Origin of the sequence: Sporolactobacillus sp. STSJ-5, assembly GCF_024385605.1 — a bacterium.
Classification (GTDB): Bacteria; Bacillota; Bacilli; order Bacillales; family Sporolactobacillaceae; genus Sporolactobacillus.
In genome coordinates this window covers 1-14,824 of the sequence record NZ_JANFOJ010000025.1, presented here as the reverse complement: position 1 = coordinate 14,824, position 14,824 = coordinate 1, and the positions used below count along the sequence as shown (strand labels likewise).

The 14,824-nt window shown below is 43.4% G+C and carries 15 protein-coding genes and 1 tRNA gene; 6 read left to right on the top strand and 10 right to left on the bottom strand.

Annotation, left to right across the window (positions count from 1 at the left end; genetic code table 11):
• Positions 1 to 8: 8 nt before the first annotated feature.
• Complete coding sequence (locus NOM01_RS15870; protein ID WP_255749542.1) at positions 9 to 1,253, bottom strand: APC family permease; 1,245 nt, start codon at positions 1,251 to 1,253, stop codon at positions 9 to 11.
• Between the two features lie 119 nt (positions 1,254 to 1,372).
• Between NOM01_RS15870 and NOM01_RS15865 the strand changes: the two genes are divergently transcribed.
• Positions 1,373 to 2,281, top strand: coding sequence for a LysR family transcriptional regulator (locus tag NOM01_RS15865; protein ID WP_255749541.1), 909 nt, complete (start codon positions 1,373 to 1,375; stop codon positions 2,279 to 2,281).
• Here NOM01_RS15865 and NOM01_RS15860 read toward each other — a convergent pair.
• The 7 genes from NOM01_RS15860 to NOM01_RS15830 all read right to left on the bottom strand — a co-directional run bounded on the left by NOM01_RS15860 (position 2,254) and on the right by NOM01_RS15830 (position 10,201).
• Positions 2,254 to 2,541 carry an NUDIX domain-containing protein gene (locus tag NOM01_RS15860; RefSeq protein WP_255749560.1) on the bottom strand — a complete coding sequence of 96 codons (288 nt, stop codon included), beginning with the start codon at positions 2,539 to 2,541 and terminating at the stop codon, positions 2,254 to 2,256. The two genes, NOM01_RS15865 and NOM01_RS15860, sit on opposite strands and share 28 nt — an antisense overlap.
• Before the next feature lie 437 nt (positions 2,542 to 2,978).
• Positions 2,979 to 4,658 carry a glycoside hydrolase family 13 protein gene (locus NOM01_RS15855; RefSeq protein ID WP_304654940.1) on the bottom strand — a complete coding sequence of 560 codons (1,680 nt, stop codon included), beginning with the start codon at positions 4,656 to 4,658 and terminating at the stop codon, positions 2,979 to 2,981.
• 35 nt (positions 4,659 to 4,693) lie between these two features.
• Positions 4,694 to 5,515: a PTS system mannose/fructose/sorbose family transporter subunit IID gene (locus tag NOM01_RS15850; protein WP_255749540.1), complete on the bottom strand. Its 822-nt coding sequence runs from the start codon at positions 5,513 to 5,515 to the stop codon at positions 4,694 to 4,696.
• Entirely contained in the window at positions 5,508 to 6,338 is an 831-nt protein-coding gene (locus tag NOM01_RS15845) for a PTS mannose/fructose/sorbose/N-acetylgalactosamine transporter subunit IIC (RefSeq protein ID WP_255749539.1), read from the bottom strand. Before NOM01_RS15845 ends, NOM01_RS15850 begins: the two co-directional genes overlap by 8 nt.
• Before the next feature lie 21 nt (positions 6,339 to 6,359).
• Positions 6,360 to 6,851: a PTS sugar transporter subunit IIB gene (locus NOM01_RS15840; protein ID WP_255749538.1), complete on the bottom strand. Its 492-nt coding sequence runs from the start codon at positions 6,849 to 6,851 to the stop codon at positions 6,360 to 6,362.
• Positions 6,852 to 6,899: 48 nt separating this feature from the next.
• Positions 6,900 to 7,322 carry a PTS sugar transporter subunit IIA gene (locus tag NOM01_RS15835; RefSeq protein ID WP_255749537.1) on the bottom strand — a complete coding sequence of 141 codons (423 nt, stop codon included), beginning with the start codon at positions 7,320 to 7,322 and terminating at the stop codon, positions 6,900 to 6,902.
• 215 nt (positions 7,323 to 7,537) lie between these two features.
• The gene (locus NOM01_RS15830; protein WP_255749536.1) at positions 7,538 to 10,201 is read right to left on the bottom strand and encodes a sigma 54-interacting transcriptional regulator; all 2,664 of its coding nucleotides are present in this window, start codon (positions 10,199 to 10,201) and stop codon (positions 7,538 to 7,540) included.
• A gap of 189 nt (positions 10,202 to 10,390) precedes the next feature.
• On the opposite strand from NOM01_RS15830, the gene NOM01_RS15825 reads away from it, so the two are divergent.
• Together NOM01_RS15825 and NOM01_RS15820 are read left to right on the top strand one after the other, a co-directional pair.
• On the top strand, positions 10,391 to 10,690 hold the full coding sequence (locus tag NOM01_RS15825; protein ID WP_255749535.1) for a hypothetical protein: 300 nt from the start codon (positions 10,391 to 10,393) through the stop codon (positions 10,688 to 10,690).
• A gap of 155 nt (positions 10,691 to 10,845) precedes the next feature.
• Positions 10,846 to 10,918 (top strand) — tRNA-Ala (locus NOM01_RS15820).
• An 81-nt stretch (positions 10,919 to 10,999) separates the two neighbouring features.
• On the opposite strand, the gene NOM01_RS15815 is transcribed toward NOM01_RS15820, so the two are convergent.
• On the bottom strand, positions 11,000 to 11,347 hold the full coding sequence (locus NOM01_RS15815; RefSeq protein ID WP_255749534.1) for a winged helix-turn-helix transcriptional regulator: 348 nt from the start codon (positions 11,345 to 11,347) through the stop codon (positions 11,000 to 11,002).
• Between the two features lie 171 nt (positions 11,348 to 11,518).
• Here NOM01_RS15815 and NOM01_RS15810 point away from each other — a divergent pair, with 171 nt between their 5' ends.
• Both NOM01_RS15810 and NOM01_RS15805 read left to right on the top strand, forming a co-directional pair.
• Entirely contained in the window at positions 11,519 to 12,577 is a 1,059-nt protein-coding gene (locus NOM01_RS15810; RefSeq protein WP_255749533.1) for an LLM class flavin-dependent oxidoreductase, read from the top strand.
• Positions 12,578 to 12,589: 12 nt separating this feature from the next.
• Positions 12,590 to 13,156, top strand: a complete 567-nt coding sequence (locus tag NOM01_RS15805; protein ID WP_255749532.1) for an NADPH-dependent FMN reductase — start codon at positions 12,590 to 12,592, stop codon at positions 13,154 to 13,156.
• Positions 13,157 to 13,229: 73 nt separating this feature from the next.
• On the opposite strand, the gene NOM01_RS15800 is transcribed toward NOM01_RS15805, so the two are convergent.
• Positions 13,230 to 13,667 (bottom strand): disulfide oxidoreductase, encoded by a 438-nt coding sequence (locus NOM01_RS15800; protein WP_255749531.1) that lies wholly within the window; start codon positions 13,665 to 13,667, stop codon positions 13,230 to 13,232.
• 127 nt (positions 13,668 to 13,794) lie between these two features.
• Here NOM01_RS15800 and NOM01_RS15795 point away from each other — a divergent pair, with 127 nt between their 5' ends.
• Positions 13,795 to 14,397 (top strand): pentapeptide repeat-containing protein, encoded by a 603-nt coding sequence (locus NOM01_RS15795; RefSeq protein WP_255749530.1) that lies wholly within the window; start codon positions 13,795 to 13,797, stop codon positions 14,395 to 14,397.
• Positions 14,398 to 14,824: the final 427 nt, after the last annotated feature.

Genomic DNA, 14,824 nt, shown 5'->3' with positions numbered 1-14,824 from the left:
AACCATCATTAATAAGACTTTTTTCTGAGTGAATGAACCATCCTTTGTCCCGCTATGAACACACAAATAATGAGTGGATAAAGAATAGCAGATCCAACAAAAAAGAACATGAAAAGCGTGGCAAGCAACGCAACGAGGCTGATGAGAAATTTTTTCTTCTCCTTTCTGAAAAGAATTAATCCTGCCGCGCACCCGCCCATGTAATTAAGCAGAAAAGTCGCGTTGGGCAATTGAATCAATTTTGTCAGTGAAATCAGGCCACTGGAATAAGCGGTCATGACAATGAGAAAGCAGGCTGCTAAAAAGAGAAGTCCGCCGGTCGGGGTCTGATATTTTTCCGACTGCTTATTGAGCCATCGCGGCGCAGCCCCTTCCTTTGCCATAGCACAGGCCATTCGCGCTGCAGAACCGATATAGGCGATGACCGTCGCCAGGCAGATCAACAAAGCTGCCGCCCCAATAATAATCGCACCGCCTCGCCCAAACACTTGCTCCGAAACAATAACCAAGGCTGCCTGTCCTTGCACATGATAACTTCCTGTACCAACAATAACAAATGCGGTCATGAAATAAAGGATGCCTAAGATGAGTGCGGATATGATCGTCGCGCGATGCACATCTTTTTCCGGATTCACGAACTCCGTTGAATAATTGGTGATTGCTTCCCAGCCAATAAAACACCAAAAAAGCAGCGTTGATGCATATCCAATACTCCATGGACCGTTTGGCATGAATGGTTGAAAATGGCTCACCCGTACATGCGGCAATGCCCCCGCCAAGGTAGCCGTCAAAATGATGAGGATCATGGCAATGACCGCGACCTGCACTTTTCCCGCAATTTGCATTCCCCGATAGTTGATCAGTACAGCCAAAAGTAAAACCAAACCGGCTAAGGCAATGGTTATCGAATCAGGAAGTCTTAACGCCGTACTTAAATAAGCAGCTCCTGTGATCGCGGTCACCGGTGCCCCGATTGGAACCGACATTAGGAAAAACCAGCCAATCACCTGTCCCGTACGATGACCGAAAGCCTCCGTAACAAAATAAGAAACACCACCGGAATGTGGATATTTTTGGGATAAATAGGCCATGCAAAGAGCCAGCGGGAGAACCAAAATCATGAGTAATCCCCAATCAATCAATGATGCCGGACCTGCAACTTGAGCAGCAAGCCCTGGTACAAGAAGAATTCCTGCGCCAAGAACAGCACCTATATATAATGCAATCGCTTGTGGCAAACGAATCGTTTTCATGTTCATCCTTCTTTCAACACTTGTTTTTCTCGCCTCCTCATCATAAAATGAAAGGATCAATCAGGAAAGATGATTATTTTGTATGAATCAATCGAAATATTCGATAAGGAGACTAGATCATGGATACAAAACAGCTTTTGACATTCAAAATTGCCGCAGAAAATCTTAATTTCACATTAACCGCGCGTCACCTGCACTTTGCTCAATCCAGTGTCACTGCTCAGATCCAGGCATTAGAACGCGAACTCGGGCAGCCTCTGTTTGAACGACTGGGCAAAAAGATTTTTTTAACAGAAGCCGGTCGGCAGTTCAAAAATTATGCTGATCAGATGGTGCAGCTCACCCGTGAAGCAGAAGAAAAACTGATGAATACTCCGCCAACATTGACGATTGGCGTTACGGAAAGTCAGTGCACCTATCGGCTTCCACTGCTGCTTGAAAAGTATAAGCGGCATGATCCAAAAGCACATCTGATTTTAAAGCCCGTTAATTTTGACTCAGAAGTTCGTGAAGCGATCATGGACGGCAGTATTGATTTAGGCTGGATGATGGGTACGCATCATCCTTCACCTTTAATGACTGAAGAAGATCTAATTGACGAGAAAATGGTGCTGGTTGCCGCATCAGAAAAGTCGATATGCAGACATCCGCTAATTACAGATGAAGATCTCAATGGTGAAACCTTTTTACTAACGTCTAAAGGCTGTTCTTATCGCAACTCCCTAGAGAACGCCTTCGAAAAACACGAAATTATCCCTGAGACCGTAATGGAATTTGTTACGGTTGAGGCCATCAAACAATGTGCCCTCGCCGGGATTGGTCTGGCCTTTTTGCCTGAGATCACCGTTCACGCAGAGATTGAAAAGGGACTGCTTACCAAACTCAATTGGCAGGCAGCCCCAAAATCGATTTCCACGTATATCGCTTGGCATAAAGACAAAGTGCTCACTGGAAACATGCGCTTTTTTACTGACTCAGCCCTTGCTATGTATGGAAAAGCTCAAGCTTCGGTACATCCATCGAAATAATCGTGTAAAATTTTTCGGTGTTCCGGAAACAACCGCTCAGGCAGTTGGTCGAAAGCTCGGAATTCAAACGTTTCCGATTCGACGGCATCAATTTTCAAATTGCCGCTGTAATCGGTCGTTTTGTAAATCGTCGAAACCGTATAATACTGATCGCCATTTTCCGCTTCATACAAAGGTGACCCCGAATAAACGTTGAACAGCTTCAGATTGGCAAGCTTCAGACCCGTTTCTTCCTCAATTTCGCGAGTGGCAACCTGAATAATTTTAATGGATCAGAGCGGATTGGGAAAATTGTGCCTGATCCTTTTTTTGTTGTGTGTGGAGCTTACCTTAGCGCAAAGTTAAGACGTACTGCGCAACAAAGGAAGATTTGGTTCAACTTTTCGAGCGTTCAGTCTAATTTTTCACAGGTTCGGTCTGACTTTCCATCGGTTCGGCCTAACCTCTACTTTTCGGTCTAATTCTCACTAGATTCGGTCTAGCTTTCCCTGGATTCGGTCTAACTTCTTCTCTTCAATTCAGCTTTCTTAATATTATTAGTGTTTTTTCAATTGATACGATATTGCGCCTCTTCCGTCTTCTATTCAAAAATGGCAATAAAACATGAACTCTATGAAAGCCATAATCCTCCAGAAATTTGCCCATAAAAAAACCATACCCGATTCATAAACGAATCAAGTATGGCGGAAATGCAAGTTTACTTCACTTTGCGAATAATGTAGGCTTCATAAGGTCTCAGCGGTTGGTGCGGATCAACGGATGGATAGTTTCCAATCACAGGTTCCCATTGATCGTAAAGGAATTGAGAAAGTGGAGCAGCATCTGTGTTCTCCTCTGAGAAGTTGGCAACCACCAGCCATTTTTCATCACCATAAGTGCGCTCGTAAACAAACAGGTTCGGATCATCGGCAAGATAAAGCTGATAGGTTCCCTCTCTCAGAATCGGTTCCTTGTGCCGCAGGTCAATCAGTTTCTTATAATAGTAGAAAATGGAATCCGGATCGTCGAGCGCTTCCGCCACATTAATCTCCGGATAGCGCGGATTCACTTTGAACAATGGCTTGCCGGTCGTGAATCCCGCTTCAGCTCCTGCATCCCACTGCATCGGGGTGCGTGCATTGTCGCGACTGACCTGCCAGACCGCTTTCTTAAAGTCTTCCTCTGAGATCGATTTATTTTTTAGAACGTATTCTTTATAGGCGTTCTTGATTTCCACATCATCATATTCATCAAGAGCGTAATGGGCATTCACCATACCGATTTCCTCGCCTTGATAGACATAAGGTGTACCTTGCATACCATGCAGAACGGTTGCGAACGCCTTGGCACATTCCTTGCGGTAATTCGTGTCATTGCCCCACCGTGAAATAATGCGCGGACGGTCATGATTTTCAAAATACAGTGCATTCCAACCACAGCCGCGTAAGGTGTCCTGCCAGTCGGAAAGCACCTTCTTTAACTCTGTGAATTCAAATGGTCGAAGTGCCCACTTGCGGTTAGGCGATCCTTTCACACGGTCAAGTTCGACGTGTTCAAATGTAAAGATCATATTCAGTTCTTTACGCTCAGGATCGGTAAACAGCTTGGCAAGCTCAGCATTTGACCCTGGTGCTTCGCCGACCGTCATACTGTCGTTCGGCGCGAGCACCTTGCGATTCATTTCTTGAATAAATTCATGCAGGCGCGGTCCGTTTTGATGCATTGATCCGACAATAAATTCTTTTCCAGGCTGCGGTGGATAATCAGGGAAATCGGTATATTTAGAGATTTCAGCAATCACATCCATACGCCATCCGTCGACACCTTTATCCACCCAGAACTGCATCAAATCATAGATTTCCTGACGCACCTTTTCATTTTCCCAGTTCAAATCAGGCTGTTTTTTCGTGTAAAAGTGCAGGTAATATTGACCGCGTTCCGGTTCATACTCCCAGGCGGATCCACCGAAATGTGAGCCCCAATTATTCGGCGCGCTTCCGTCCGGCTTCGGATCCTTCCAAATGTAATAGTCACTGTATGGATTATCCTTGGATTTCTTACTTTCCTGAAACCAGTAATGCTCATCCGAAGTGTGATTTGCGACTAGATCCATAATGATCTTAATCCCGCGCTGATGCGCTTCGGCAATCAAATGCTCCATGTCCGCATTTGACCCGAACCGATCATAGATCTTGCGATAGTCGCGAATATCGTAGCCATTGTCATCCTGCGGCGAATCGTAAACGGGACTGATCCAAAGCGCATCGATGCCAAGTTTTTTTAAATAATCGAGTTTCTTAATAATTCCATTCAAATCGCCCCAACCGTCGCCGTTGCTGTCCTTGAAGCTTCGCGGATAGACTTGATAGATGACCGCGTCTTTCCACCATTCACTCATCGTTTTTCCCCTTTCATGCTGTCTTTCCCGTGCCATTAAGCAATATGGAATACAGATAATAGGATACTTAATCCGATTACGCCGAAGATCAAGTAATTGATGCTGACTTTTTTATTCAGCAGATAGAAACAGAGCAGTGTAATTCCGAGCGGAACAATGCCAACAAAGATTTGATCAAGCATGCCTTGCAACTTAAGCACCGACTCGCCCTTCATGCTCATGGAAATCGTTGTCGTAAATTTGACCATCTGACTTGTCATCCCGCCGACCATGATGAGTCCAACAATACTTGCTGCCTTCGTCAAAATGTGAATCAAACCACTCTGGTATATCTTTTCAATATAGGTTGAACCTAGGGTGTAACCAAGGAACGTTCCATAATAGCGTACCAAAATTGTCGGGATATTGAAAATCAAAAGGAAAACAATCGGTGCCAGAATATTACCCGACTGGCCCATGCTGACTGCGATTCCGGCGGCAATGACACGCAGTACGCCCCAGAAGAACGAATCACCGATACCAGCAAGCGGGCCCATCAAGCTCGACTTAATCGCGTTGATTGAGTTTGCGTCAAAATCTTTATTTTTGCTATTCTCTTTTTCCATTGACGCCGCAATACCCATGATAAATGTGGACAATGGAATCGTTGTATTGAAGTAAGCCATGTGACGAACAAGTGCATCTTTCTTTTGTTTCGCATCTTTATAAAAATGATCGATAAATGGCATCATTGAGTAGCAAAAACCGGAAGCACCTTGTTTTGCCGGCGTTACGGCTGTGTACAGCGTAAACGCGCGCCAGAACATTTTACGCAGCATCTTTTTCTCATCTTTGGAGACGTTCGTCATTTTACTCATCAAAGAAGTCCTCCTCTTCTGTATCCATTTGGCCCGCATTTCCTGCAGGAGCAGCTGTGGCAGGAGCAGCATTCATTTTTTTCGTCAATTGACTTAATTGATAGTCCCGTTGTGCAATGGTTACCGCAATAATGGCGCCAAGAACAGCCAGCGCAACGAGCGGCAATTTCAAATAAGCAACCAGGATAAATCCAAGGAAAAAGAATGCATAGATTTTCTTATCCCAGAGCAGCTTCAGCAGCATCGCCATGCCGACTGCCGGAAGCAGCCCGCCGCAGATGTTCAAGCCGTTCATAATTACTTGAGGGATCGCTTTAACAAAAGCGTTGATTGCATCGGATCCCGCAAGGATACCTATGAATGGCAGCAGTCCGTAGAGGCCCCACTGCAAGACCCATGCTCCATAATGCAAGAGTACAATTTTTCGTTCCTTGCCCTCTGCCGCCAAGCGATCGAACACCGGGGCAAAGAAGCCAATGACACCTACATATAAAAGCGTTTTCACTTGCAGGCCAAGAATACCGATTGGAATCGCAAGCGGCAGGGCAACCCCCGCGCCTCCGCCCAATGTAATGGCAAATGCAGTACCAACTGCGGTTGCAAGACCTGGTTCAGCAGCACTGGCACCGCCGATATTGACAACGCCCATGAAAACAGCCTCGAGAGACGCGCCAATGAGCACGCCGGATTGAATATCACCAAGTGCAAGACCGACTAAGGGACCGATTACGATTGGACGGTTCAACATGGTCATACCAAGTAATTCAGCACCGCCGACTGTGGCAATAACAATCAATGAAACAATAATTGCTTCGTATAACATTTTTTCATCACCTAGTTTCTGTTATTTTTTTAACTGTGCCAATACATCCACAGCCAATTTCTTTTCCGCTGAAGGAACAACCTGCAATGCGGTCTTCGGTTCGAGTTCAACAAGTTTCTTTAGATTTTCGATTTCTTCGTCTGTCAAGAGAACAAAGCTGCTGAGTTCCGTTTTGTCACCGCTTACAGATTTGCCGACGTTTCCAATATTCACGTACTGAATGTTCGGGACGTTTTGCACGATGGTGAGTGCATCCTTAATCGTTTTTACAATAACCAACATGCGCATGTTTGCCGCCTTTGGATTATTGAGCACCTTAATCGCTTCGTTTACCGGTTTAATTAACACTTTGATTTCACTTGGTACGGCCATTTTCAATGCCATCTTCTGCATTTCGTTGGCCGCTGCTTCATCATTCGGCACGACGATTCCTTTAATTTTCAGTTCCTTCGACCAAGTCATCGCGATCTGTCCATGAATCAGCCGTTCGTCCACTCTTAGTGCTACGATCATTTAAATCAGCTCCATTCTTATTTTTAAAGCTCCGTTTAGCCTGCTGTCTCAGCTTAAGAAATCTTCTTCCGAATCTTCAACCGTTGCCAGTTTTTCCGGTTCAACAAGAACCATTGCTTTCCTGCATTCTTCAAGTTTTTGGTTTAAAAGTTCCTTGGTTATCGGCGCGGATGCAAGCAGTACTTCCAAAATAATCGGCAGGTTAAATCCTGCAATGATAAATGCATGATGCTTCTGTGCACGCAGCGTTACTTTCTGATTGACACTACCGCCAAGCAAATCGGTGAAAATGATCAATTCATCATCTTCTGCAGCATCTGCGAAAAATCGGTCAATCGTTTCATCCACATCTTCTTTGTTTACGTAAGCGTTTAGAAAAGTAATCGAATCCGTTTTACCGACTAAGATTGACAGGCTGCTTTTTACTCCGTCGGCAAATTGCCCATGAGTTGCTACTAATATCTTTTTCATTTCTTTCCACCTCGCCTTCTCTTTTTACTAAGCAATTTTCGTGCCAACTTTTTTAAACACTTTGTAAGCGCATTAAAAAACGGCCAAGAATCCGCAAAATGCGTCACTATCTGACCATTTGCGATTCATTAACCGTTTTCAAAGCACGTATTTTATTTACCTTTAAACACTTATACACAAATCCAGTGTCTTTTTTAAACACATCATAAAACCGTTTAATTTTCCTGTTCACTATTTCGTTTAATAAACGGTTTCAACAGTTCATAAAGCAGTGAAAGTTCATAGCCGTTTACGCGAATATTGTACTTGGTTTCCATATCATGAAAGATTTCTTTTGTGATCGCAATAAATTCCTGTTCTTTATTAGAAAGTTGAACGCTGACATTGTCCCGCACGCTGCTGTCTTTGGTCGTAATTAATCGTTCCACCATCAAGGCAATATGCATATAGAGATTCAACTTGACCTTGCCGTCCAGCCGAACTTCGTAATAGTTCTCATATAAAGAAATCACATGCTCAACTTCGTTAATAATGACAGTCGGATTTAAGAAGCTCAGGCGGCTAGAAATGCCTTCAATCGTGAAATTCTTCAAGAAGTCCTGAATCATTAATTCAAAATGCGGACGTCCGATGAATGGCTTCAACCCTTTCCACAGATACCCCTGGCCTCGGTCCTCAAGAATTTCATAGATATTAACATTAGGAACATCAAGTGTTGACGGCAGTTCTGATGTGGTAATAATAAACAGCGTCTGTTTAAAATACGACTTGTCATTGCGTGCAATCGCATCTCTGAGCTCCTTGTACTCCATGGTCAAAACATCCAGTCGATCCTGAGGAATGTAGTGTGTCATGATTTCACGTACACGATTGGAAATACCAACACCGGACATACACGAAATAATGATATTTTTTCCTTGAGTCAGCCCTTCAAAATAACGAGCATCAATCGTGTAATTTGTCTTTGCCTGCTCCGCAATTTTCCGAAACGGAGTGTTTTGTACCATTTTCATCCCAATATCAAGTGCAACTTGTGTCGTTAGATTGTTGATAATCAGAAGATCTCCATTGAGCTGATTCTTAATAGAAGAGTACAGTCGTGTCAACGAGCCCATATCGACAAGCAGAATGAGTCCGTCGCTTGTATCCTGCCTCTTCAAATAATCCTTAACCTTGACAATGATTTCTCCAAGATCGGTTGAAATCGGCATATCAATCGATTCAAATACGAACGTGTGACAGAGCTGATTCGCCACTGCCTGAATACTGCTCGCCGTATGCCGTCCATGGGCAACGATCAGACCGTGCAGGCGAATATTCTCTTCAATATAAGGCTGTAAATAGAAGGTGAACAGCTGTGTAAGTGAATTTAATCCATGATCGGTTAACGCCGCTGAGCGCTCAGCAAAGCGTTCAGCGATATAATGTGCCTTTGGAAATAAGGTAGCTGTCTTTTTATTGAGCACATCACCTTGATCTGAGGGCAGCACCATTTTTTGGAATAAGATAAACGCATGGAACATCGCGTCAATCGTATTGGTTGAACACGTCACACCATAGCGTTCCTGCATCCACTGCACCTGTTCATCAAATCGTTCACGAATTGCAGAAAATCGATTGATAATCTCGTTATCTGTTGGCTTGGCTTGGTCAATACTTTGTGCCAGCTTCTTAAATTCCAAGATTAATGCGGCGCGATCCTTGGCTGTATCCTCTTCAGGGTACTGCGACAGATAGGAGAAAAAGCCTGTCATTTGCTTCTTCTGATGACGAGGTTCATTTGCCACAGCAGTAAGCTCGTCATTCATTCCAATCTGCAACGGGGAAAAATTCCGTTTAAGAACATTCTCACCTGTTCTGTCCTTTTTTGAGAGCGGAAGCTGGTCAATCGTGATCTGCAAGGATTCCCGGCTCTGCTGTTCGGTGAACGCATGAGCACAGCTGATTTGAATTATGTTCCGCAGCATCCCGATATTGCCTTCAAGTCTTTGAAAGCATAATTGATTGAGCACTTCACTGCTCACCTCAAGATTTTTGCGCATCTTTTTGGCTTCCTGAAGATAACAATTATAGACCAGCTGCAAGCGCTCGGAGAATGGACGCTCACTCAAATCGCTGATATGGATTTTTAGCGGAATTCTTCTTCGAAATGTGGCAAGAAGAACCTCATCGTTTTGTTCGGTGGTTGCAAAAATCAGTCGAACCTTAGCTGACTGCCATTGTTTATTTTCACCAATTGGACGGAACTGTCCCTTGTCCATAAAGACAAACAGTTTTTCCTGATTCTCGAAGGACAGCCGATGAATTTCATCAAAGAACAGATACCCGCCGTCCGCTTGCTTCAGCAAACCCTCTTTGTCCTGATCAGCCCCGGTAAATGCCCCTTTTTTATGACCAAACAGAGTGCTAGAAAGCAACTCGGGATTATTGGCATAATCCGCACAGTTCAAAATAATGAACGGCGCATCCGCGCCAATCGCGCCTTTGTCCAGAGCATAACGGTAGATTAGACTGGCGAGAAAGCTTTTGCCTACGCCGCTCCTGCCATTGATGATCAGGGGCAAACCATTCGGCGGATAATTAACGGCCGCCTTGCATTGTTCAATCACCGATTTTTGGCTTCCGTCATGTCCAACAAATGCTTGGAAAGCGTCTGTTTCTTGTTTCGGCTCATCTGCTTCACGCTGGACAGCGCTCCAATAAACCGGCTTTGTTCCCTTCTTCTGAGCACGGCCTTCTTTTAACAATCCACTCAAATAGTGACTGACGACCGGCCGACTCAACCCCATCTGTTCTGCAAGTTCTGAAGCGGTAACACCTTCATCGCTGTGATCGGCTGACTGTATTAAGGCATTATATACTCTGTCCTGTGCTTTCATGAAGGCTGTTCTTCCTTCCGTTTTTTTGCTATATCTTTTATTATATCAAAGGCAAGACTAATAGACGATGCGTGTCGTAATATGATCAGCGGATACGGCTTGACTGCAGTGAAGCATGGAAAAGATTTACCGTAAAGAAATAATTGATTTCACCATGATTGTGATACCATAGTCGTAGAGGTGGTACTTGTGACAATCGAAGACATTAAGTCTTATTTAGATGATCCGTCAACTGCCATTGATGCTGCGAAAAACTCTTTATACACGGAATCAGATATTCAAGAAATGCTCGATCAAGTCTATAAGGAACTTGATCCGTCATGGAAAAAGCTTGGTCCTTATCAGAAACTCATTTTCGGCTGGTCAATGAGTGCCCCAAAAATACTGATGTCGCAGAACTATTTGGATGAAACCATGAAACCATTCATTAACCAATTAAATCAATCACTGAATTGGCACCTCAGAACGCCTGCCGATTTCATGAAGTAACTGCTTCTGCATAACCTCCGCAAATCAAGCGGAGGTTTTTTTCAATAATTCGAGATGGTTATGGCTAATTTATCGGATCTTTTCTTGACCTTCACGCCGGACATCATGTAATATAATAGCATTGCCATAAGGTAGAGCTTATCATTCTTGATTGCGGGGCATTAGCTCAGCTGGGAGAGCGTTGCGCTGGCAGCGCAAAGGTCAGGGGTTCGAGCCCCCTATGCTCCATAATAAATATGAAAATAGAAAAAGGCATCTGAGTAGGTTCCTCAAAACCTGAACTCAGATGCCTTTCGATCTATTTGTTTCTTAATGGAGACGGGTCAGATGCATTTGCTGCTTATGTGCGATGTGCTTCAAGCCCCATTCATGCATGTCTTCTAGAATTGGTTGCAGACTCTTCCCGTATTCGGTGATTGAATACTCAACTTTTGGCGGCACCTGAGGGTAAACGACACGCTTCACAATGTCCTCCTCTTCCAGTTCACGAAGCTGCTTAGTGAGCATTTTTTGCGTAATACCGTTCACATTTCGTTTCAATTCGCTGAATCTCTGGGTGCCGTCTCTGAGCAGATACAATAAAATAATCGGCTTCCATTTTCCCACTAATATACTCAATGCGTTTTCCACATGGCATAAATCAGGTTCAATTTTCATATTCATTCGCTCCAATAGTATCCATTTGTATACTATACCACTTGAAAGTGTGTACTTACATAAATAGGTATTATCTTTTATAATAACATTACATGAAATATATGAGAAGATCTTTTCGTAGGAACATAAAAGACAAAGCTTGTGAAAATAGAAAAGAAGGCATGATGATCCATGAGAAAATATCGTATTGATTCAAGTAAAGGGCTTGAATTCGGCATCTATACGCTAGGCGATCACTTGCCGGATCCTGTAACCGGTGAGCGGATTTCGGCCGAACAGCGCATTCATGAAATCATTGAGTATGCGAAGCTCGCCGATCAGGCGGGTATTGATTTTTTCAGTGTCGGCGAGAGCCACCAGGACTACTTTGCGACCCAGGCACATGCCGTTGTGCTTGGGGCTATTGCACAGGCGACGAAAAAGATAAAAATCGGAAGCTCGTCCACAATTATAAGTACTTCAGATCCGGTCCGCGTCTATGAAAATTTTGCAACGATTGATCTGATCTCCGGCGGACGTGCGGAAATCATTGCCGGACGCGCATCGCGAATCGGCCTTTTCGATTTGCTGGGCTATAATCTTCGGGATTACGAAGAACTGTTTGAAGAAAAATTTGATCTGCTCTTGAAAATAAATGAAGAAGAGATCGTGAATTGGAAGGGAAATTTCCGCGCCCCTTTAACCAATGCAAAAATACTGCCACGTCCCAAAAATGGTTCGCTGCTGATATGGAGAGCGGTAGGCGGCACGGCTGCCAGTGCAATGAAGGCAGGCTATGCCGGCGTTCCCATGTTTATGGCCCACTTAGGCGGACCTGCCGCCATTTTCAAGCGTACCATTGATGCTTACCGAGAGTCGGCTCAAGCGAGCGGCTTTGATCCGGCCGAGCTGCCCGTGACTACTGCCGGATTTTTCTACACTGCGGAGAGCACGCAGCAAGCACTTCGTGAGCTGTATCCGCGTATTAATGAAGGCATGAAAAAAACGAATGGTCAGGGATTTTCTAAGCAGCTTTTTGCACAAGGAGCCGATCCTCATAGTATTATTAATGTGGGCAGTCCTCAGCAAATCATTGAAAAAATACTTTACCAATATGAATTATTTGGCCATCAGCGCTATATTGCTCAAATTGATTTCGGCGGTATGCCGTTTGATAAGGTCATGAAGAATGTAGAAGTGATCGGCACAGAAATAGTACCGGCGATCAAGAAATACACAGCAAAAAAATAAGAAGGTGGAAACATGAAGATTGTCGGATTAGTCGGCACAATTGTCGGTCACAAAACGCGGATCGCCATGGATTATATGCTCACAACGTTAAGAGAAAAAGATCCGAATGTTGATGCATCCTTGATTGATCTGGCTGAATATAATATTCGATTCAGTGATGGACGCAATTATTTGGAGTATGACGGCGACACGCAGTTCGTTGCCAAGAGCTTAATGGATGCAGATGCGATTATTATCGGGACACCTGTTTTTCAAGCATCAATACCTGCTCCCTTAAAGAACATCTTTGATCTGCTGCCCGTAAATGCCTTCCAAGATAAAATAATCGGCATGATCGTAACCGCAGGTTCGCCTAAACATTACTTGATTGCCGAACAGCAGTTAAAACCGATACTCGCTTATATGAAAGCACAAATGGTGCAGAGCTATGTATTTATTGAAGAAAAGGACTTTTACCAAAAAGCAATGATTAATGAAGACATCTTATTTCGAATCAGTCGTCTGGCTGAGGACACCGTTGTCCTGACAAAAACCTACGCAGCGATTCGTGAGGAACAAGAAAAAGCTTATGGATTTTAATCACTTCGTGCAATCTCCTTTCCACTCCAGGTGAGTTGGAAAGGAGATTTTTTCATAGCAACAACTAGTGCGATCACTTCATTTCATTTTGATGATTTGCTTTGAGAAGCAACATTGACAAAGTGATCAGAAAAAAAGCAGTTGCGGACATCAGTGGAATCGTAATAAAACCAAGAATTGAAAATTCCTTGTCGGTACATGGATTGTTCGGTGAGCAGAACTGCGAAGTACTGACATTCGGCAACATCTGAATGGTATAATGGTAGCACGCTAAAACAAAGCCTGGGATAGAAACGGGCAAAATATATCTTCTAATTGAAACATCGTTATGTAAGTAGGCAATACCGAGGCTGATGACCAGCGGATACATGAGAATACGCTGGTACCAACACAATGTGCAAGGCACGAAATGCATGACCTGGCTGAAAAACAAGCTGCCTCCTGTAGCAAAGATCGCGGCAATCCAAGAGAATAAGAGAAGATAATGATTTGGAATTCTATTTTTAATCAAATGAACCATTCCTTATGGATTAATGATTAAGAAGCATGTGTCTCTCTCATTTTATCTGAAAAAGGCTCATTAGGATACGAATTGTTCCCGAGTAGGTTATTATTGTATGAAAGTCTGGTGAATAGCAATGGAATCAGGAACACCAATTGAAAATAAAACACTTTATCTCGAAGAAATTGAAGAAGGATCCGTCTTGAAAAACTGTGAAATTGACAGCCATCAGGAAAAAAAGCTTTTGAGCGATGTTCAATTTAACCATTGTGTCTTCCTCTTTGAAGATTTTACAAAAACGGAGCTGCTTGACTGTTCGTTCGCACACTGTGATTTCTCAAATTGCGATTTTGAGAAATCAATCCTGTATCGAGACACTTTTACTGCGTGCAAATTTTTGGGAACCAATTTTATCAAAGCAACATTTAAAGACACTACTTTCACGGATTGCTTGATGACCTATATCAATTTTTCTGATTCCAAGTTCACAAATGTCACCTTTGAAACAGATAAACTAAACGAGAGTTTCTTCCAAAATGTGCAAATGAAAAAAATGAAATTTAACCGTTCATTGATTGACGGTTCCGATTTTAGTGAAACAAAGCTCAAGGATATCAACTTGTCCAGCTGCGAATTTTCAATGATTCGAATTGATGTTACTTTATCCCACGGGCTTAAAATCAATCAATTTCAGGCAGCAAGTCTGATTTCATCTTTTGGAATTAAAGTAGTTGAATAACCTGTACTTATTGGTCGACCCACCATCAAATAAGAAAAACCGGTCAAAAAGCGCCCGCTCCTTACTTCGGCAGAATGCGGTGATTTTCGCGTTGCATTGAGCATCCTTGCCCTTCAATAAGGAACAAGTAAAATAAGCGGAGATATTCCGACTATTTGCACTCCGAAGCTTGTTTCACCGGTAAATAAGGGGAATTTTTCCGCTTATTCACAGAAAAGCCCTCCATTTTCACGTTTTTTTATTCAATAGGCGGAATTTTTCCGTCTATTTAGGCTTTTTTCTCGTTCATTTTCGAATTAAGCGGAATTTCTCCGTCTATTTATCAGACTGGGCGCTTAACTGATCGCCTAACCGATCCATGCGGATTGGGAACTAGCAGCTTGTGATCTTATCGGCGTATCGGCGTATCGGCGTACAAAATCATATA